This window comes from Algoriphagus ratkowskyi (assembly GCF_002150505.1).
Taxonomy (GTDB): Bacteria; Bacteroidota; Bacteroidia; order Cytophagales; family Cyclobacteriaceae; genus Algoriphagus; species Algoriphagus ratkowskyi.
Map to the genome: position 1 here is coordinate 239,684 of NZ_MSSV01000007.1, position 18,869 is coordinate 258,552.

General features: G+C 39.9%; 16 protein-coding genes and 1 other RNA gene. 5 read left to right on the forward strand and 12 right to left on the reverse strand.

Translation table 11 applies throughout. The annotated features are described in order from the left end of the window. Positions 1 to 42: 42 nt before the first annotated feature. Positions 43 to 636 carry an RNA polymerase sigma factor gene (locus BVH02_RS09525; protein WP_086501211.1) on the reverse strand — a complete coding sequence of 198 codons (594 nt, stop codon included), beginning with the start codon at positions 634 to 636 and terminating at the stop codon, positions 43 to 45. A 133-nt stretch (positions 637 to 769) separates the two neighbouring features. Next, positions 770 to 2,062 (reverse strand): aminopeptidase P family protein, encoded by a 1,293-nt coding sequence (locus BVH02_RS09530; RefSeq protein WP_086501212.1) that lies wholly within the window; start codon positions 2,060 to 2,062, stop codon positions 770 to 772. A gap of 256 nt (positions 2,063 to 2,318) precedes the next feature. On the opposite strand from BVH02_RS09530, the gene BVH02_RS09535 reads away from it, so the two are divergent. The 4 genes from BVH02_RS09535 (at position 2,319) to BVH02_RS09550 (ending at position 6,869) form a co-directional block, all read left to right on the forward strand. Continuing rightward, on the forward strand, positions 2,319 to 3,548 hold the full coding sequence (locus tag BVH02_RS09535) for a M16 family metallopeptidase (protein WP_086501213.1): 1,230 nt from the start codon (positions 2,319 to 2,321) through the stop codon (positions 3,546 to 3,548). 4 nt (positions 3,549 to 3,552) lie between these two features. Next, positions 3,553 to 4,197 (forward strand): O-methyltransferase, encoded by a 645-nt coding sequence (locus BVH02_RS09540; protein WP_086501214.1) that lies wholly within the window; start codon positions 3,553 to 3,555, stop codon positions 4,195 to 4,197. A 65-nt stretch (positions 4,198 to 4,262) separates the two neighbouring features. Next, a complete protein-coding gene (locus tag BVH02_RS09545) occupies positions 4,263 to 5,852 on the forward strand; it encodes a LysM peptidoglycan-binding domain-containing protein (protein ID WP_086501215.1) in 1,590 nt (529 codons plus the stop codon). Between the two features lie 24 nt (positions 5,853 to 5,876). Continuing rightward, a complete protein-coding gene (locus BVH02_RS09550; RefSeq protein WP_086501216.1) occupies positions 5,877 to 6,869 on the forward strand; it encodes a DUF3078 domain-containing protein in 993 nt (330 codons plus the stop codon). Here BVH02_RS09550 and BVH02_RS09555 read toward each other — a convergent pair. Further along, positions 6,866 to 7,255, reverse strand: a complete 390-nt coding sequence (locus BVH02_RS09555) for a hypothetical protein (protein WP_143244198.1) — start codon at positions 7,253 to 7,255, stop codon at positions 6,866 to 6,868. The genes BVH02_RS09550 and BVH02_RS09555 overlap by 4 nt on opposite strands. Positions 7,256 to 7,440: 185 nt before the next feature. Further along, positions 7,441 to 8,586 carry a DNA polymerase III subunit gamma/tau gene (locus BVH02_RS09560; protein WP_086501218.1) on the reverse strand — a complete coding sequence of 382 codons (1,146 nt, stop codon included), beginning with the start codon at positions 8,584 to 8,586 and terminating at the stop codon, positions 7,441 to 7,443. 183 nt (positions 8,587 to 8,769) lie between these two features. On the opposite strand from BVH02_RS09560, the gene ssrA reads away from it, so the two are divergent. Further along, positions 8,770 to 9,173: a transfer-messenger RNA gene (gene ssrA, locus BVH02_RS09565) on the forward strand. On the opposite strand, the gene BVH02_RS21385 is transcribed toward ssrA, so the two are convergent. The 8 genes from BVH02_RS21385 to BVH02_RS09600 all read right to left on the reverse strand — a co-directional run bounded on the left by BVH02_RS21385 (position 9,136) and on the right by BVH02_RS09600 (position 18,836). Continuing rightward, positions 9,136 to 10,686 carry a recombinase family protein gene (locus BVH02_RS21385; protein ID WP_158093876.1) on the reverse strand — a complete coding sequence of 517 codons (1,551 nt, stop codon included), beginning with the start codon at positions 10,684 to 10,686 and terminating at the stop codon, positions 9,136 to 9,138. The two genes, ssrA and BVH02_RS21385, sit on opposite strands and share 38 nt — an antisense overlap. 477 nt (positions 10,687 to 11,163) lie before the next feature. After that, on the reverse strand, positions 11,164 to 11,385 hold the full coding sequence (locus BVH02_RS21390) for a hypothetical protein (RefSeq protein WP_146849427.1): 222 nt from the start codon (positions 11,383 to 11,385) through the stop codon (positions 11,164 to 11,166). Positions 11,386 to 11,713: 328 nt separating this feature from the next. Continuing rightward, on the reverse strand, positions 11,714 to 12,178 hold the full coding sequence (locus BVH02_RS09575; protein ID WP_086501219.1) for a hypothetical protein: 465 nt from the start codon (positions 12,176 to 12,178) through the stop codon (positions 11,714 to 11,716). After that, a complete protein-coding gene (locus tag BVH02_RS09580; protein ID WP_086501220.1) occupies positions 12,168 to 13,130 on the reverse strand; it encodes a hypothetical protein in 963 nt (320 codons plus the stop codon). The genes BVH02_RS09575 and BVH02_RS09580 overlap by 11 nt, the downstream gene beginning before the upstream one ends. 182 nt (positions 13,131 to 13,312) lie before the next feature. Continuing rightward, entirely contained in the window at positions 13,313 to 13,762 is a 450-nt protein-coding gene (locus tag BVH02_RS09585) for a hypothetical protein (RefSeq protein WP_086501221.1), read from the reverse strand. A gap of 4 nt (positions 13,763 to 13,766) precedes the next feature. Then, positions 13,767 to 14,018, reverse strand: coding sequence for a hypothetical protein (locus tag BVH02_RS09590; RefSeq protein WP_086501222.1), 252 nt, complete (start codon positions 14,016 to 14,018; stop codon positions 13,767 to 13,769). Positions 14,019 to 14,104: 86 nt separating this feature from the next. Beyond that, complete coding sequence (locus BVH02_RS09595) at positions 14,105 to 14,368, reverse strand: hypothetical protein (protein ID WP_086501223.1); 264 nt, start codon at positions 14,366 to 14,368, stop codon at positions 14,105 to 14,107. 4 nt (positions 14,369 to 14,372) lie between these two features. Beyond that, entirely contained in the window at positions 14,373 to 18,836 is a 4,464-nt protein-coding gene (locus BVH02_RS09600; RefSeq protein ID WP_086501224.1) for a DUF6443 domain-containing protein, read from the reverse strand. Positions 18,837 to 18,869: the final 33 nt, after the last annotated feature.

The window sequence follows — 18,869 nt, forward strand, 5'->3', positions numbered from 1 at the left end:
TAATTATTTTTCCTTGAAGGAATTCCAACTAATAAATTACTACTACAATTCGCCCATAGTCGATAGCCACAAGATGACAATAGGAATAATATCCCGCTCTGAAATCTTGGACTTCAAGTACTTACTCGCTTCTACTAATTGATTTTTAACTGTTTTCTTGGAAATATGCAGTTGATCAGCAATCTCATCCAGAGACAGTAATTCTACCCTTTTCAATAAAAAAATCTGTCGCTGTCTAGGAGGAAGGTTATTCACCTCCTTTAGCGAAGCTTCCAGCATTTCTGCATAAATAAAGTCATCCTCTGTAGAATTATGAGCATCACTACCTGTGGACATTAATTCAGTTTTTTGAAGGGATTTTCTGGCATTCTGCTGGACAAGTCGAATCACCAGTGATTTGAGGATAGCTAGTAAGTAAGCATTGAAGCTCAAGGAGGGATCCAATCGCTCTCTATTTTTCCAAATCTTGATAAAAGTCTCCTGCACTACTCCTTCCGCATCCTCATGATCCAGTTTCATTTTTCGGGAGGTGTGGTAGATTTTCTTGGAATACTTGGTGTACAAAAAAGTAAATGCTTCTTCTGAGCCCGACCTAAGGTCTTCTACCCACATCGCATCTTCTACTTCACCTTTCATCTAAGAATCCTTAATTGTACCTGAACTTGGTATTTGAAATAGCAATTAAAGAATTTTAGGGCAAATATTCCAAACACTGCATAGCCCAAATTATCTAGGACAAGGGACTATGCAGTGATTATTTTATATTCTATTAGCTATTCATCAACTCTTCAATCTCCTCAGCTTCTACGGGGATGTTTCGCATCAGGTCAAAGTACCCTTTGCCTTCCTGAATCACGATGTTGTTTTCCAATCTAATCCCAAGACCTTCCTCTTGAATATAGATACCAGGCTCTACTGTGAATACCATCCCTGGCATAACCGGCCCATGCATAGTTCCTACATCATGCACGTCGAGTCCTAGATGATGTGAAGTCCCATGCATAAAATACTTTTTATAGGCAGGCCACGCTGGATCTTGATTTTTGATATCTGTATCATCAATTAATCCCAAACTCACCAATTCACTCTGCATGATCAAGCCTACTTCCTTGTGGTAATCCTGAATATTGGTGCCAATTCTCAATATCTGAGACGCTTCTTTCTGCACGCGTAATACAGCATCGTACACCGCACGCTGTCTCTCGCTGAATCTACCACTCACTGGAATGGTACGTGTCATATCAGCATTGTAGTTCCCATACTCAGCTCCTACATCCATAAGTAGCATTTCGCCTGCAAGACATGCTTTGTGATTCTCTATATAATGTAGCACACAGGCTGATGCTCCAGAAGCAATGATAGGCTGGTAGGCGAATCCATTACTCCTATTTCTGACGAATTCATGCAGATACTCTGCTTCAATTTCGTATTCCGTAACACCAGGTTTTACAAAAGACAAGATCCTTCTAAAGCCTTTCTCAGTAATATCACATGCAATCTGGAGCTGGTCGATTTCTTCCTTTTCCTTCGCGCCCCTCAATTCATGCATTATTGGCGCAGCGCGATGATAGGTATGGAGCGGGAATTTGGTTTTGCACTCTTTGATAAATCTTGCATCCTGAGTCTCTACTATTACTCCAGCTCTGAGATGCTCATTCGTGTTCAAATAAATATTACAAGAAAGTGCCATCACCGTGTTTAAAACCTGCTCAAAATTGGCTAGCCACTGGATATTCTTTATTCCAGATGTAGCCTCAGCCTCTTCCTTAGTGTATTTATGTCCTTCCCAGATCGCAATGTGTTCGTTTGTTTCTCTCAGAAAAAGGACTTCACGCATGTGTGGATTTGGACAATCAGGCGCTACCAGCAAGATTGTCTCCTCCTGATCTATTCCCGTCAGGTAAAACAAATCGTTGTTCTGCCGAAAGCGCATTGTCCCGTCGGCATTGGTAGGCATGATGTCATTTGAATTGAAAATCGCTACGCTACTTTCAGTAAGTTTGTAGCAAAATTTCTCACGATTCTTAATGTAGAGCGCACTAGAAAGAGGTTGATATTTCATGTATATATATTTGTTTTTGCAATGGTCATCCTCCATATAGTTAATCGGGCTATCGGAAGGAATCTCGTATGGCTAAAATTCATTTCTATAGGAAAACCTTGAACATGACTGACTGCCTCTTGCAGGCGCCACTATTAAAATTTTTCCTAATTCTGAAACGGAAAGTTACTAATTATAGGTCGAAATTCTGGACAGAAATTGATCAGAAACCAATTTCCTGCTTTACTTTGTATATTACCGACAGGGTAAATAAAGCATGGAATTAAACATTAAAGAACTTAGTAACGGCATTCGGATTGTCCATCAGGAAGTTACTCATACCAGACTGGTTCACTGCGGATTTATATTAGATATAGGAAGTAGAGACGAGACCAAAGAGCAGGAAGGACTAGCTCACTTTTGGGAGCACATGGCTTTCAAAGGCACCAAAAAGCGCAAAACCTTCCATATCCTCAATCGCCTCGAATCTCTTGGCGGCGAACTTAACGCTTACACGACCAAGGAAAAAGTCTGTTTCTATGCCTCTACCTTAAAAGAGCATTACAGCAAAGCCGCCGAACTACTTTTCGACATTACATTCAACAGTACTTTTCCTGAAAAACAAATTGAAAAGGAGCGTCAGGTGATTTTGGAAGAGATGTCTATGTATCGAGACTCTCCAGATGATGCAATTCAGGATGAGCTGGATGAGTTGGTTTTTGATAATCACGCCTTAGGGAGAAATATCCTCGGCACAGAACAAACAGTGGGAAGTTTCACCCAACAAGATTTCTTCGACTTCATTTCTACCCGACTGGACACTTCTCGCCTCATATTTTCGGTCGTCGGAAATATCTCTTTTCAGAAAGTGTTACGTGTAATAGAGGGTCCTTTGACCCAAATCCAAACGAAAAGAAGTCTATACGTCAGGAGTGAATTTCACAGCTATGTACCAAAAGTAAAAACACTAGAACGAGACGTAACTCAATCCCTATGCGCCATAGGCCGGCCTACTTTTTCCCTTTACGACCCTAATCGATTTAAACTTTATCTTCTCAATAATGTCTTAGGAGGGCCGAGCATGAATAGCCGATTGAATTTGATGCTCCGAGAAAAACACGGGTATGTATACAGCATTGAATCTAGTTATCAGCCATTTTCTGACATTGGGTTCTTTGGAATTTATTTTGGAACAGAGGGAAAAACCTTAAAAAAAGCGCTTGCATTAGTACTCAAAGAAATGAGTAAAATGGCACATACAAAACTCGGCACTGTGCAGCTTCATATGGCCAAGGAGCAAGCCATAGGTCAGATGGCTATGGCTGAGGAAAATTACGCTGCCTTGATGTTGGTCTATGGAAAAAGTCTACTCGACCACAACAAAATAGACCCCTTGGAAAGTATTTTTACCCAGATAAAAAACACGACTGCAGAAGAAATTCAAGAGATAGCACAGGAGGTTTTCAATCCAGAAATGCTCACTTACCTCACCTATACGCCACAATAATAATATGGATTTTATCGACCCAGCACTTTTAACGTATTGCGAGAATCATAGCAGCAAGGAGGATGATTTACTTTTAAAAATCACGCGGGAAACACAGGCGAAAGTTATGATGCCTCGTATGATCTCAGGCCATTTGCAAGGAAAAATGCTGGAGCTTTTCACCAAAATGCAAAATCCAAAAACGATCCTGGAGATTGGTACATATACCGGATACTCTGGAATCTGTATGGCTAGAGGATTGGGAAAAGAGGGGAAACTGATCACTATAGATATTAATGATGAGCTAGAAACGATGGTACGAGGATTTTTTGAAGAAAGTGGATTAGCCGATCAAATCGACTACAGACTTGGGAATGCACTTGATATTATCCCAATTTTACCTGGCCCTTTTGATATGGTCTTCATTGATGCTGATAAAGACAATTATTGTAGTTACTACGATCTAATCATCGACAAGATGAATCCAGGAGGGATTATACTAGCTGACAATGTACTTTGGTCTGGGAAAATCTTGGTAGAAGAGGGACAGAAAATAGATAAAGACACACAAGCAATTCTGGATTTTAATGCAATGGTTCAAAATGATCCTAGAGTAGAAAATGCCTTACTTCCCATCCGAGATGGAGTAATGATGGCAAGAAAAATCTAAGTGAAGCCAAAAGGGTACCATTTTTGCTAAAAAGAGGCTGAATCGACTATGAATGCCTTTTTCGCATGAAAAAAATACATATCTCCCACTTAGTTTTTATCCTTTTCCTTTTTTCCAGCCATGAATCTCTGGCTCAGATCCCACAAGTACCCGGGGAATTGCAATTTGCAGACCTTATCGTTAGAATCAATCCTCAAGCGCGTCGCGAAATCCAATTGGATGTAGACGCACAATATCGAAACCCTACCTTTTTCAAAGTAAAACAAGACAGGGTCAATCTCTATATGCCTATTATCGAAGATGAACTAAGAAAAGCAGGGGCTCCTCTAGATTTGAAATATCTGGCTATACAAGAAAGTAGTTTGATTGGTGACGCAGTATCCACCTCAAATGCGGTGGGCTTTTGGCAGTTTAAGCAAGGGACAGCTGAAGAAGTATTCCTTCGTGTGGACAATCAAATTGATGAGCGTAAAAACATAGTTTCATCCACGAAAGGCGCCGCTCTTTATCTCCAAAAACATAATAATACCTTTGATAACTGGATGTGCGCATTAGTTTCTTATCAAATGGGATTGGGTGGAGCCAAAGCATATTTTGGCACAGAATACAATGGGAAACAAGTCATAGATGTGGATAGAAATACGCATTGGTACTTCAAAAAATTTCTTGCGCATAAAATTGCCTTTGGAAGCCAAACAACTTCCCTTGTTAGTAATGGGCAATATATGGTAGAAGAACGTGTGCAAGGCCCAACAACATTGGCTGTGCTGGCAAAGAAATACGGTGTAACGGTGAAGCATCTTGAAGAATACAATCTATGGACTCGCAATGGGAAAATCCCTGGAGATAGAGTTTATACCGTTATCTATGTGAAAGATGGCTCCCTACCAATACAACAAGCAGTCATAGTAGAGCAGAAACCTCAAACGCAACAAATCCCAAGTACCACCACTGCTGCTGCATCACGTACCTACAAGCAAGCGGATTCATTCCCTAGAATTGCTGGGAATACAACCAAAGCTTCTCAAGCAGATCAGATTACTGTCAATAACTTAGAAGGGGTGCAAGCTGCGCAATCAACGAATCAGAGCGCATTCTCCGACCGAGTTGGCTTGAGTGAGAATAAGCTGAGGAGACTCAATGACCTAGATAAAAACGAGCGAATCGAAGCTGGCAAATATTACTACACAGAGAAAAAGAATGGCAGCGCCGAAGTATCTACACACATTGTACGTCCAGGAGAAACGCTGTGGAGCATCTCTCAGAAATATGGAATCAAACTATCTTCCCTGAAGTCAAAAAACAGGATCAGGCAAGACAGAGATCTAAAAGCTGGAATGGTTCTAAACTTGCAAGAACATAGAAAGCGTGGAGATGATATCCCAATCGTAAAATTGGCGGATCCTGCTCCTGTGAGACAAACAACTGCCAACCCAACTCCCACACGACCAAGCAATCAACCGGCAACTACTACAGCCCCACCAAGTAGACCAGCATCTACAACTAATATAACACATACAGTTGCAACTGGCGAGACGCTATTTGCTATCAGCAAAAAATACGGAGTGACAGTCAATCAATTGAAAGCCTGGAACAATATCGGAAGTCAAAACATCATATCCATTGGGCAGAAATTGGTTATCTTTCGCCCCTGATCCGCAATCCCTCAAGCTTTTTAAATGTCAAAGTATCTTCTGATTTTTGGATTATTCCTACTATGCCTCAGCCATTCTATTCAGGCTCAGGATAGGCAGTATATTCCTGATACTGTACTAATAAATGGCGATACTTTACTGATGTTGGGTGATTCTCTATTAATAGAAGTTCCCGTCAAAGAAATCTTCTGGAAAACTGGAGGTAATTACAATCTTAACATCCAGCAAGTAACCTTGTCCAACTGGTCAGCGGGTGGATCAAGTACTTTTGCCCTTAATACTGGCTTGGCGCTTTTCGCTAACTATAAAAAAGACAATAAAGTGTGGGACACTCAACTGAATGTCAGTTTGGGTTACAATCGGCAAGACGATAGAGCCTACCAAACTAGAAAGACCAATGACAACTTCAATTTTGTAAGTAACTATGGACGTGAACTCTCGAAATTCTTTTATCTCTCTACACAGTTAGATGCAAGAACGCAACTTCTTGCCGGCTACAAGTACTCTAGGCCCAGTGGAAGTGATGTAGAAGTGCGCACCAAAATATCAGACTTACTATCTCCTGGATATGTGCAGTCTTCTACTGGTCTTAACTACCGTAAAACCTACAAGGACAAGAGTAAAATTTCAGTAATTCTTTCACCTTTCACAGGCAGATTCACCATCGTATTGGACGATTCTCTGAGCAGAGCTGGAGCATTCGGTGTAGTTCCCGGTGAAAATGTACGAGCAGAGGCAGGTGTCTCTATAGCTGCTTCAGTGACAGACGTTAAACTGATGCAAAATATCACCTGGACTTCTGACATCAATCTTTTCTCAAATTACGAGGTCTTTGGAAATATGGTGGTCAACTTCAAATCTGTGATTAAAATGCGAGTAAATAAGTTCATTTCCACCCGAATAGAAACAGTATTGATTTACGATGAGGATGTGTTTATCAAACAAGATGACGGCTCATCCAAGCAAGCACTCCAGCTCCAGAATCTAATAAACTTTGGAATATCGCTAGATTTCTAGTAGTCTGTCTCCAAGCCAAACATTCGCTGAAACTCTCCCAGAGCAGCATGTTTTTCTTTTAGAAAATTAAACTTGTCGCTACTCGTATAAAGCTTACTACGCTCAGACTCTAACTCTTCTTTAAATTCCAATTCGAGTTTAAAGTGATTTACAGAAGCTAATTCCTTAATTATTCTGATCACTTCTGGCTTCATTTTTAAAGCAAGCTCCTCTTGTACATGCCCCATTACCTGAAGCATTACAACTTCACCTTTCATTTTCATTCCCTCTCCCAGAATAGCAAGCTCCATACTCTTACCTAATTTCTGAAAATGATCTTTTACGTCTAAAAATATCCCATTTAAGATCTCTTGGGTAAGATCTCTTCCTTCCAGTTTAATTTCCACCACATCCTCAGTAGCATTGGATTTAGCACTCTCGAGATCCTGCTTCGCTTTTTGATCTGCTAATTGCTTAGTATGGCCAAGATTTTTGGGAATAGAAATAGTCTTCTGAAAAGAACTAGTCTTGGGCGTGCTGGGAGAAGTAGAAAGAGGAATTGGTTCTTTGGCTGTCTCAGGAATCTCCTCTGCTAGGCTTTTTTTTTTGCATCAGCAGCCACCACCATTGAGAGACGGAAAGCCTGCGGCAACTTAGCCATTTTCATTAGTGCCAGTTCCACGTGCAAGCGCTGGTTTTTCGAAGTCTTATAATGGATATCGCAGTAGTTCGCTATGTTCAGAGCAGAAAGCAAGAAAGAAGCGGATGTAGCTTCTGTTTGTTGCAAATAACGCTCTTTAGCTGATTCAGACACCTCTATCAGTTCAATCGTAGCTGCATCTTTGGCAACTAGCAAGTCTCTGAAATGCTCACAAAGTCCAACAATGAAGTTATGCCCATCAAATCCCTTCTTCAAAATCTCATCAAAAATCAATAAGACTTGGGAAAGATTCTCAGTAACTAAAGCATCTACAACTTTAAAATAATAATCATAATCAAGGATGTGAAGATTCCCAATCGTCTCATGATAAGTCACTTTTTTCCCTGCGGAATAAGTAACGATCAAATCAAACATGGAAAGTGCATCACGAAGCGCACCATCAGCTTTGGTAGCGATAAGGCGAAGAGCTTCTTCTTCATAGTCCACTTTTTCCTTTTGAGCGATCTGTTGAAGATGGTTAGAGATGTCTTTAATCTGAATTCTATTGAAATCAAAAATCTGACAACGGGAAAGAATGGTAGGAATGATTTTGTGCTTTTCTGTAGTAGCCAAAATAAAGATGGCGTACTTAGGTGGTTCTTCTAAGGTCTTCAAAAAGGCATTAAATGCCTGATTTGAAAGCATGTGAACCTCATCAATTATATAGACTTTGTACTGCCCTTTTTGCGGAGCATAACGGACTTGATCAACTAGATTACGAATATCATCTACGGAATTGTTAGAAGCAGCATCGAGCTCGTAGATATTGAAGGAACTGTTGTTTTGGAACGATACGCAGGATTCGCATTTACCGCAAGCTTCGAAGTCAGCTTGCAAATCTTCGCAGTTAATAGTCTTCGCTAGAATACGCGCACAGGTAGTCTTCCCCACTCCACGCGGGCCACAAAACAAAAAAGCCTGCGCTAAGTGGTTGTTTTTTATGGCATTCTGAAGCGTGGTGGTGATATGTTGCTGACCAACTACGCTTTTGAAATCTGCCGGTCTATACTTTCTTGCCGAAACGACGAAATTTTCCATCACCGCAAGATATAAAAAACTCTATACTCAGGAAGCCCTACAACTGGCATTTTCAGAGAATTTTAGCTAATACTTTGATTTACAAATGGATGAAAACTTAAGTATTTAAAGGAAAACTCTTAGAGTAAAATCTCTTGATCTTCGGAACGAAAATTGTATTACTTTTGTCATCCTTACACAAATGGGGCTGACCGGTATTGACAGTAAGAGTAAAGATCGGGCTCGCATGCAGGCTGGAGTATGTACGGCCTTAAAATATTCATACGCACTATAAATGGCGAAGAATCTTACGCTATGGCTGCCTAATCTTACCCTAACAGGAAAGAAAGCTTAAAGGGTTGAGTTACGAGAGTAATTCCCCAGCCACATCTCTCCGCCCCCCGTCCTTTCGGGGTGGATTCCGGGATGTCGACTTGATCGGACTGCTGCTTGTGATGCTATTATGCAAGCCTAAGACCCAGTAGCTAAGTCGAAACTAGGTGTGTCACCCAGCATATTTCGATCGAAAATCCAACAGGTGACTAAGCATGTAGAAGGTACGTTGTTTCCTTATCTGGACGTGAGTTCGAATCTCACCAGCTCCACCCCATGAGAGAGAGGCGATTTTATCGCTTTTTTCTCATTTTTTTTGCCTTGTAACTCTCTGTCTATCAAATACATTGAGTTGACTATAGAATTAATTCTAGTGGTTCGACTTTTAGATTTGTCAAAACACAGTTTTTCAGGAAAAATCGAACCAATCAGCATCCTTTTTTGTGCTACCGAAGCATTCAAAAACAATTCGTCAAGTTTTGAAAGTCTATTAACACACTGATTTACAATATCTTTTACATGTAAATCTGTCTTGGGTTCATTCAATGTCAGTTGCTTCTCGAGTTCGACTATTGTCTCATTTGTAATTGTCTTAATTTCCTTATAATCGGCCCCATCTATATCTCCTACCAAAAGTAAATTGCGCGCGTTTTTAAGCCGTTCATGTTGCTCTTCTATTTTGTCAGAAAGCCTTTTACGTTGGTCTATACCATTCTTGAAACTATTCTCAACCATTATTCTTAAGGTCTGTTGATACGCTTCTTTGGTTCCACCCTTTAAACTAAACTTCCGCAGCTCCTTCATAAGAGTATCATGAGCCTCCTGAACTTGGGAGCGATAGCCACATTTGGATTTGCAGTGGTAATAAAAGTATCTTTTTGTTCTTCCTTTTGATGCGCTTCCTGTTAAAACGTGTCCACACTTAGGGCAAAGCAAATAGCCTCTTAGTGGAAAACTCTCATCTGTATCCTCCTTCGACTGGATTGTAGGCCTACCATTATTAGCGAGCAAAATCTGTACTTTCAAAAAATCATCCTCTAAAACAATTCCTTCATGTAAGCCTTCAACTAATTTCTCTCTTTCTTCCTCAAAAGCTGGGACAAATATTTTCCCGCAGTAAACGGGATTCCTTATTAGCCTATGAAAATTAGGACGACTCGTCTTAAGTCCTTTCTCCCTTGCCATCTCCCAAATCTTATCAACTGGATGGACATTCTCCAATACTATTTGGAAAGACCATCGTATAAGGGAAGCTGCAGGTTCTATTGGCTCAATAAATTTCCTTCTACCTTCTGCCTTATTTATGTAACCAACTGGTGCCATTCTAAGGAATCGTCCTTCCTTTAAGCCTCTTCTCATTCCAAAGAAAATATTTAGTCCCCTCCTGTCATTTTCCACTTCAGGAGTTGCAAGGTATATTGCCAGCATAATTTTGGACTCCGGCACCTTCATATCTAGTGGTTGCTCAATGGCCTGCGGTTCTATGCTTAATTTTTTCAGTGTATTAATCATTGCATATGCATCACCCGCATTTCGGCTGAACCTATCCCATTTACAAAAAAGTACAATATCAACACCCCTACCCTTATTTTTTTTCCATTCCGAGAGTAAACGTTGCCATCCTGGTCTGTTAAAGGACTTTGCAGACTGTTCTTCCGAAACTACTTTTCTGATTAAAATATCTTGCGCTTCACAATACTTCCTCAGAGCCTCTTCTTGGGCTCGGGGACTATAACCATACTTTTGATCATCGGTACTCACTCGGATGTAAAGGTCAGCAGTTTTCATTCTTTAAACTTTAAGTAATTGACTTATACATAATTTACTAAATCTCTCTATCAGCTCCAATATCTTAGTTGATTTTTCAATTGTAATTTCTTCACCGTGTTTATTAAATATTTCCTGAAGTTTCTCCGGCGATAAATTTTCCCATTTTTTGGTTTTATCCATATTAGCCCTCCTTTTTAGCTAATGTGTATATCCAACCTTGCAAATTATCACATCGAAGACCGAAGTTGGAACTACTTAAAGTCGAATAAAAAGGGGATTCCCCCTTCCCATTAATAATTCTACTATATCCACAAAGGAATAGTATCCAGCCACAGTAATATTAACATGGGCTGTAGTAGCTTCAAAAAAATAATCCAGCGTATCAAGCGATCCACCGGATTTAAATGAGCTGAATCCTAAAATATTTAAATGGTTAGAAGCAAAGTCCTGACGCCTGTCAAATATTTTCTATCCATTGGGGTTTGGGTAACGTCTCTATAAATCCCCAATATCCTTCAAGTAATACTCTACCATTTCATTCCCTTTTTCATTCAACTCATCCATAGGAATCATCTCCTTGACCTCTTTCTTTATTTTCTTGAATGAACCGATCTCAAACCCGATCTTCATCTGAACTCTGCTTTTACATAGACTTGATTTCTCTTTAAAGAAAGGATTAACGGGTCTATTACCACAGAGCGGATGACTTTTACCCATAGGAATGGTTCTTCCTATGGGTAAGTTCGAAGCCCAAGCCTAACTATCGAAATTCCGTGCCTCTTATCCATCCATGTTGGTAATGGTATAACGGTTGCGCTATACAGTATTCTGTTCGAATCAATCTCTATGCAGAATCGTAAGCCAGAATACAATCCCTATCCTGCTTTAGCAATTCTTAGTAAGAGATCTCTGCTTTGCCGGTAGATCAAGTTGTTAGTGCTAAAAGTGTTCATCCGAAGCTTCAGTGGCAATCCACTTGGCTATTTCTCGCTATAGCTACACTCTCTAAGCACTAAGTTCAACACCATTTGAAGCATACCGTTTTTCACGGCTTATTTTTTTTAGGACCGGCACCCACATACCTTCCATCCTGAATAATAATTCTATTCCGCTGGACTGTATCTGCTTCAGGTTTAACTTTCAGTTTGCTCTTTGATGAATTGAATAAATCTTTCCTCTGCTTCAAGCTCATCATCCTTTCAGACCTATAAGCTGAACCTGTACCAATATCTTGTCCCTGTTGCAAATAAAATCTCTTTTCACTGACTTTATCATTTTCAGATGTAGTCGGGTTAGCTATTCTCAAATCTTTTCTAACTACTATTAAACCTTTGTTCTTTTCTGGATTCGCACCAATATATAACCCCTGTTCGATTTTAAACCGCCGTGTACTATCATTTTTGGATTCAGGTTCCCCTAATTTTTTTGCTGTTTCTTTAACCTGAGAGAAGGCTAAAGTTCCAAGCAAAACAAAACATATAGAAAAGAGTATCTTCAGCTTAGTTTGCATTTTGTAAGTTTTTAAGTTTTTGTCTTAGCTCTTGATTTTCTTTCTCAAGCAATTCCAGTTTTTTCTGATGCTCTATTAGATACAAAGTAATTTCTTCAACTTTTTTCAAAAGAATAGCATCCATCTGCCCTAGATTTATTCCATCTAAAGCAACTGTTTCGGCGGATGGAACTTCAGGTAAAGTACCGTTCTCCTGTATAAATTGATCCAATTCTTTTAAGTCTAGTCTCTGATATCCTTCTTTAAACACATAATCAGGCCATGCTGTCTGCAGTTTTACATCTATGGACTCTGCCACTACCGAACCGGCGACTGCCAACTGATACTCTGTAGCCTCAGTTCCGATACCTACCCTCCCATGGAAGACGGCTGTGGTATCAGGGGCCAGAGACAACACCTTATATAGTTCGGTCCCGTCACTGTATTCAAAGTGAAACTTCTTGTAATTTCCAGTACCTCTTTTTTGTAGGCGTATGCCAAAGCTGCTGTTGCTAGGATAGTTCATATTATAGAGGTCGAGAAACTCCTCCTCATTGTCCCCATTGACTAGGGCAAGGGTGGACTCGTAGGCCTGTCTGGAAGCAGTCGGGCTCCAAATCTTAAAAATGGTGAAGTCGGATCCATACCTCCTGATATAGGGGATGCCTGAAGGAGGATAAACCATAATCAAGGAAGAACCATCCTCTTCGAAAATATCATAAGATCTGTCAAATCGAAGTCCACCATCTTCTAATACTGCGGCGGAACCATCCAAATTTCCCTGAACTATAAATGGATCCTGATACCCATGGGTTAGACCATACACTTTTAGATTTCTGTGCTGAACCCAAGCGCCATTATCAAGGCCAACTCTATTAGTAGTTTCTGCTCCGTTATTAGTCACAGACTGAAGCGTTTCCTGAGCTATTGCTCCGCCAGAAATAAGAAAAAGAAAGTAAACAAGTTTTTTCATAATACTATAGTTATTTTATATAATTATTTTAACAATACACATATATAATCTTACTGTTGCAGTAGCACTTAAAATTATACTCTATGTAGACACCTATTTTGATAAAGCAATAAAGAATGGTTTATCAAAATAAAGAGTTTTTAATCTGGTAATGGAATGATTAAATAACATTAAACTATATGTTAATAGATAGGGAAGTAAAGCCTAACCTCTCGTTTTGCTTTAAATGAAAGACCCTCATAATATTTGAATTTATTAGTACACCTACCATCTTGACCAAACAAACTGATTAAAGTACGAGACGAGCCATAATATTCAACAAGTATATAACTTGTGAATATATTCTTAAGAATTGATGATACAACCAAAAAATTATCCCTTAAATCGTTATCTGACCAATCTAAGGCTTCTGATATTCTATCCAATCTAATTTCCATCCCCATTTCCGTAATAGTTAAGCTCAGCGGAATCTTATTATGATTACTTACAGTTAAATTGATTCTCAACCAAGATTTCATTGACATCTCATCCACGGAAAAATCAGAATTTTCAAACAAATGACAAACATCGATTTCATCTAATACTCTATTTAATAATTTTATTTTTTCTGACACTTCTAAAGTATAGTTCATGGTTTTAAGGTATTAGTCCAAGATTGAAAAGTGAACGCTTTAAGTTAATAGACAGGTTGGCAAAACTATTTGGCACAAAACTTCTAGGAACGTACATGTGGAACAGCGAAATATTGGGATTTACTGAACTAGATCCTATTCCAATTCTAAATTTGTAATCCCTTTGTCCAGCAGGATTTGTTCCAGTAAACCAACCTGCCTTAAACAGTCCACCTCCTTGATAATACCCATTGTGCATTTGCAGCAGGACTACCATGTAGAAGGTTTCCCAAATCTTTCACTCAAAAACAGTTTTGTCTGAAGATACTCCCCCCTGACGGCAATTCTTTACAAGCATATAAGTTACACCTTAGATCCCAGCTCCTTGAGTTCTTTCATATACACGTTCAATTTATTTTGTTTTTCTCTATCTCTTAAATCTATATCCCTGATTGATCCTACTCCACCCCAAATCATTGATGATTTAAATTCCTTTCTAAATTTTTTGACATCATTTATCTCAACACAATAAATCAACTTTCTAATTGTTTCAGATTGTGCACTAAACCCCTGATCCCTTAGGAAAATGTATAACTGTTCAAGCAATTGGTTTAATTTTTGATCCATAGTCTTAAAATTTTGTTCTTGTTACATTTCTTGGAGACCATATCACCTTATTCCATGACTGACCGATTCGAAGTTCAGGAACGAGTCTTCCAAAGTTGCCATCCAGAGGTTTTGCAAGTCCAAAGCCATTTATATCACCCAATCTAACTTTCCCTCTTAGTAGAAAAGCTCCCGAGTTATTGTTGGGTAGTCCTGCGAAATTCCGATATGTCCCTCCGTACAATTTAGGATTAATCGGGGACCAAAAATTACCAAGTCTACCTGCACCACCTCCATACACTCGATAAACAGGGATTTTGAGATTACCTATTCCCCTAGCAGCCTGTCCTATTCTTGTTGCAGGGAGCAAAAATCCAGCTGCAAAAATACCTGCTTGAGTAACAGGATGATTTGCAAACGCTTCACGAGCTCCATAGACTCCTGCCAAGACTGGATTTGATCCACTTGCGAATAATTTGTGCCAATCCGCTACATCAAACCCTTTTAACGCTTCAATGCTTTGAGAAGGCAGAGGATAGTAATCATCATTTGGATAACCAAGATTATAGTTCTTAGCGGTTGCATCATATCCTTGAGAAAGGCCCAATGGATTAGCATCACTCATAACTTGACCTGTCATCGCTGCACTTCCTATGGCCGTCATCCATTCCATAGGGTTACTTGGCATCCCGCCTCCTGCTAAAGTTCCTGTAAATGACCCTAATGCCCCCCCTATAAAATTGGAAGTTTGTACCCCTACGCCAACAGCATTCAGGCCAGCTGAAAATCCTGCCCCTGCCCCGGCAGTTAATCCTCCAATCGCTGCTCCTTTTCCTACTTGGGCAGCAAATTGTCCCCAGTTCCAACTTTGCCCTGATATTACTGTAGTAGCTGCATAGGATGCTGCACTAACCCCTGCACTGACAATCGCAGCTTTTGCAGCTAATACTAAAATTGGAAGAACGGCAAACTCACCATCAGGATCGACCATCATCACTGGATTATTCCCCATGCCCAAATAAGGCGATGCAAACTGATTCTGAGGATCCATAGCTAGCCACCTGCCCAATGCAGGATCATATTGCCGGGCATGGAAGTCATACCAGCCGGTCTCACTATCCCAATTCTTATTCTGGAACAATTCTCTAGTCTCCTCTTCCCCTTCCCTAAGCTCTTGCAAAGCAATCATGCCATAGCTATAATATACTGTGCCCTGAATAAAGGGGGACTCACTTACTTGCACACTAAAGTCGTCAAAGAATGCCTCGGATGGCTCTTGGCTATCATTACTTAGATATATGTAATAATAGCCTGGCTCCTCTGCCACAACCTCCTGATACAGCCGTTCATGAGCTACATTTGTTCCGTCTTCACGAGCGGTCTCACTGAGCTGCACAAACCCTCCATGCTTATAATTTTTATCCTTATCAAAAAAGATATAATTCAAATAAGCAGGTGGTGCCTTGCTTTCCTTGGAATTCTTGACAAGCAAACCTCCAAATGGACTGCTATTTTCAGACAGTGAGCTGTACTGAGCTGCTGATACTACACCATCAAACCCTGCAGATACTCCACTGCTTGCCAATGTATTTACTAAGGAGATGAGCATTGGACTCATCTTCTTTTTGTTTAGATCAAGGTATTTACCAAATGCCTCCATCCTTACTGTATCTCCCAGCAAAACATGTATTGCTTTTGCAATGCCAATATTCTCACCTTGCCCACCAGCAAGTCTTATGGCAACTTGACTATCTTTTGCTTTTGTATGATTAAAAAGGGATTCTGAAACTCGTGTGGCATTTTCATAATCAATAAATTGTTGGCTTTCTGCTTCATATGAATTGTCTTCAAATGTTGCCAGACTATTTACCATATCAGCGGTCTCTTGCATAACGACCCAATTGTTCCCTAAATGGTCTAGCATGTAATACCGATATTTCCCAGTTGCCACGTCCAATTGTCCCATTGGGTGATTAATAAATTTAACCACCCCATTTTCCAATTCTAACTCCCCCACATAATCTCTTGTAAGGCTGGTTTGCCCTGATATATCTCTAACTTCCTTAAACCGATCGCCTCCTGCATTGTATGTATATTGAATAGTATTCCCGTTCGAAAAACTAACATTTTGAGGCAGATCAATTACATTATAACTAATGGATGAGATCCCCTTATTCTTGTCTTGAATCAGGTTTCCAGCAGCACTATAATAATAATCATTCCCTGAGGTATTGCCGTCATTAAAGCCAGTGGCCTTAGTGGAAGCTGGAGCATTGTCTATTACTGACAGAAGTTGATTGCCTGAATAAGTGTAAGATAGCTGGTCTGTAACTGGGGTAGTAGATGATCCATGCAAACGTCTTGTCAATCCAAGTATGTTACCGTTATCACTATAGGATATTTGGTTTTCATCAAAAGCATTGGGAATACTCCAAGTGGATGAACCTATAGGCCTTATTTTAGTGTCCGTATCTGTCAATCTACCGGCAAGATCATATGTATAATTAAAGGCTGCCTCTATATCTAGCATATTTACACTGCTCACCGTGGACGAAATCATCCCATCATAGCGAGAAGTACTTCCAGACCCAATATCCTGATTATAACCTATCTTCTCGTTGAAAACCACTTCATCTGTGGTTGGAATTCGGTAATCAAGTTCTTTTAACCAGCCTTGCGGAGTATATTCTTCCTCAAGATTATAAAAATAGCTTGCGCCATTATCCCTACTGTGTACATCTGTCAGATAAGCCTGACCTAACTCATTATAAGAAGTGGAGCTAAGTAGGATTTCGTCTTCACTATTATACTTGTGGAAGGTATCCAAGAGCCTTCTTTGATGGTCGTAGGTATATCTATAGCGAATTGCATGGTTCCCCATACTTCCTGAATATTCATTAAGGTGCTCTAACACTTCTCCCGAATAAGCATAAGCGATGGTATTCCTTATTAATCCATTAAGGTGATGGCCACTTACCGTTTGAACTGGTTGGTAATACTTATCATAATAGGTGACATTATGCTGCCACTTGACAGTACTTTCTGTAGTCCGGGACTTAACACCTGTAACTTCTCCCTTAACAGTTCCTGTAGTCTTTGCATTAGTAAAACCAGTTGGAACGTTGTACTCGAAACTTTTCCCTTCAGGATCCCAACCTGAATTTGATAGAAAGGAGTAATCATCATAATAGGTAATCGAAAGTACATTTGAACTTGAGACTGTAGTTGGATATGTCCGGTTAAGAGAATATCCGATAGAGTTGGTATTCCTGATTTCATCCCGGGTTACAGCTGCTTCTACAGACGTACTTAGAGGTTCTATATCTAGAGTGGTTACATATGTTCCAGTCACAACCGGTCGGTTGTGAATATCATACTTGATGAAATTCCACTCCTTCGCATTTCGTAAACGATTATCGGGACCCTGAACCAACACAGGTCTGTCCCATTTGTCATAAATCGTATATGACCAACCCTTTCCTGGTTCTTTAAAAGCGATTTGCCTCCCCAATAAATCATACTGGTATTGATAAGACAAGCCTTCTAGCTGAGCTTGGCTTGGTGAATAAACCGCAGCTAGTTCAGGAGTTATCAAAAAAATCAACTCATTGAAATCATTGAATATGTAATAGGTCTTAAGCCAATTTGTACCTGTCGCTTCAACCTCACTAAGAACAGTTCTTCCTCTACTATCCACATAAGTCCTGGTACGTGCGCCTTTTTCATCAGTATTTTCCTGAATCATCAACGTACCGGCTGCGTAAGTAGACGTTGATTGTGGAAGGCTGGAAACTATCCCCCATTTCCTGACAGTTCCAGAAGTATTGACTATCGTTCTTGATGTCCGGGTTTTACTCTGAAAATCGTTACCAACATTAGATGATGCCAACACTCTCTCCAGCGGAGAATCCTCAAAGGTTGCCGTAGAATACGCCTTGTCATCACTGGAAACTCCAATAGGCGGAGCATTGTAAAAGGCGCCCTGTTCTGTTTGCGCTGTCGCTCTAAACCGCCCATCTGAACTTGTTGCCTTGTAGGGTAAATAGGCTCTGGAAGCACGGTTTTTGGAATCGAAATAGGAAGGTTGGATCCAGTCCTTTTTATCTGGACTAGCCTGAACTGATACAGTTTGAAGACTCCTCCCCCATCCATCCATATAAGAAAAAGTTGTGGCTTTGTCTTGTGAATTCAGATTGATTACTTGGTCATCTGAGTGTATTCCCGGCACATTTACCGATTCGGTTCTTACAAAATTATAATCTTCAGATTGAGCTACAGTCGGCTGCTGTGAATTGATGACACGAGCGTAAAAACTACTATTCTGGGAAGCGCTAAAAGTAAAACCTGGTTTCAGGGTCAGACTACCTACAACAAGGTATGATGAATTACTATATTGGTTTATCTGTGAATTCTCAACTATTTCAGCTTGTTGAGCATATCCACAAATAAAAATTTGATAGATCAGAATAATCAGTGACGCTCTTTTCATAATCTTAGATTAAATTCTAAACAATAAAAAACT

Coding starts and splice junctions, on each gene's coding strand:
- BVH02_RS09525 (WP_086501211.1), bottom strand. CDS start 636: ATGAAAGGTGAAGTAGAAGATGCGATGTGGGTAGAAGACCTTAGGTCG.
- BVH02_RS09530 (WP_086501212.1), bottom strand. CDS start 2,062: ATGAAATATCAACCTCTTTCTAGTGCGCTCTACATTAAGAATCGTGAG.
- BVH02_RS09535 (WP_086501213.1), top strand. CDS start 2,319: ATGGAATTAAACATTAAAGAACTTAGTAACGGCATTCGGATTGTCCAT.
- BVH02_RS09540 (WP_086501214.1), top strand. CDS start 3,553: ATGGATTTTATCGACCCAGCACTTTTAACGTATTGCGAGAATCATAGC.
- BVH02_RS09545 (WP_086501215.1), top strand. CDS start 4,263: ATGAAAAAAATACATATCTCCCACTTAGTTTTTATCCTTTTCCTTTTT.
- BVH02_RS09550 (WP_086501216.1), top strand. CDS start 5,877: ATGTCAAAGTATCTTCTGATTTTTGGATTATTCCTACTATGCCTCAGC.
- BVH02_RS09560 (WP_086501218.1), bottom strand. CDS start 8,586: ATGGAAAATTTCGTCGTTTCGGCAAGAAAGTATAGACCGGCAGATTTC.
- BVH02_RS21385 (WP_158093876.1), bottom strand. CDS start 10,686: ATGAAAACTGCTGACCTTTACATCCGAGTGAGTACCGATGATCAAAAG.
- BVH02_RS21390 (WP_146849427.1), bottom strand. CDS start 11,385: ATGGGTAAAAGTCATCCGCTCTGTGGTAATAGACCCGTTAATCCTTTC.
- BVH02_RS09575 (WP_086501219.1), bottom strand. CDS start 12,178: ATGCAAACTAAGCTGAAGATACTCTTTTCTATATGTTTTGTTTTGCTT.
- BVH02_RS09580 (WP_086501220.1), bottom strand. CDS start 13,130: ATGAAAAAACTTGTTTACTTTCTTTTTCTTATTTCTGGCGGAGCAATA.
- BVH02_RS09585 (WP_086501221.1), bottom strand. CDS start 13,762: ATGAACTATACTTTAGAAGTGTCAGAAAAAATAAAATTATTAAATAGA.
- BVH02_RS09590 (WP_086501222.1), bottom strand. CDS start 14,018: ATGGTAGTCCTGCTGCAAATGCACAATGGGTATTATCAAGGAGGTGGA.
- BVH02_RS09595 (WP_086501223.1), bottom strand. CDS start 14,368: ATGGATCAAAAATTAAACCAATTGCTTGAACAGTTATACATTTTCCTA.
- BVH02_RS09600 (WP_086501224.1), bottom strand. CDS start 18,836: ATGAAAAGAGCGTCACTGATTATTCTGATCTATCAAATTTTTATTTGT.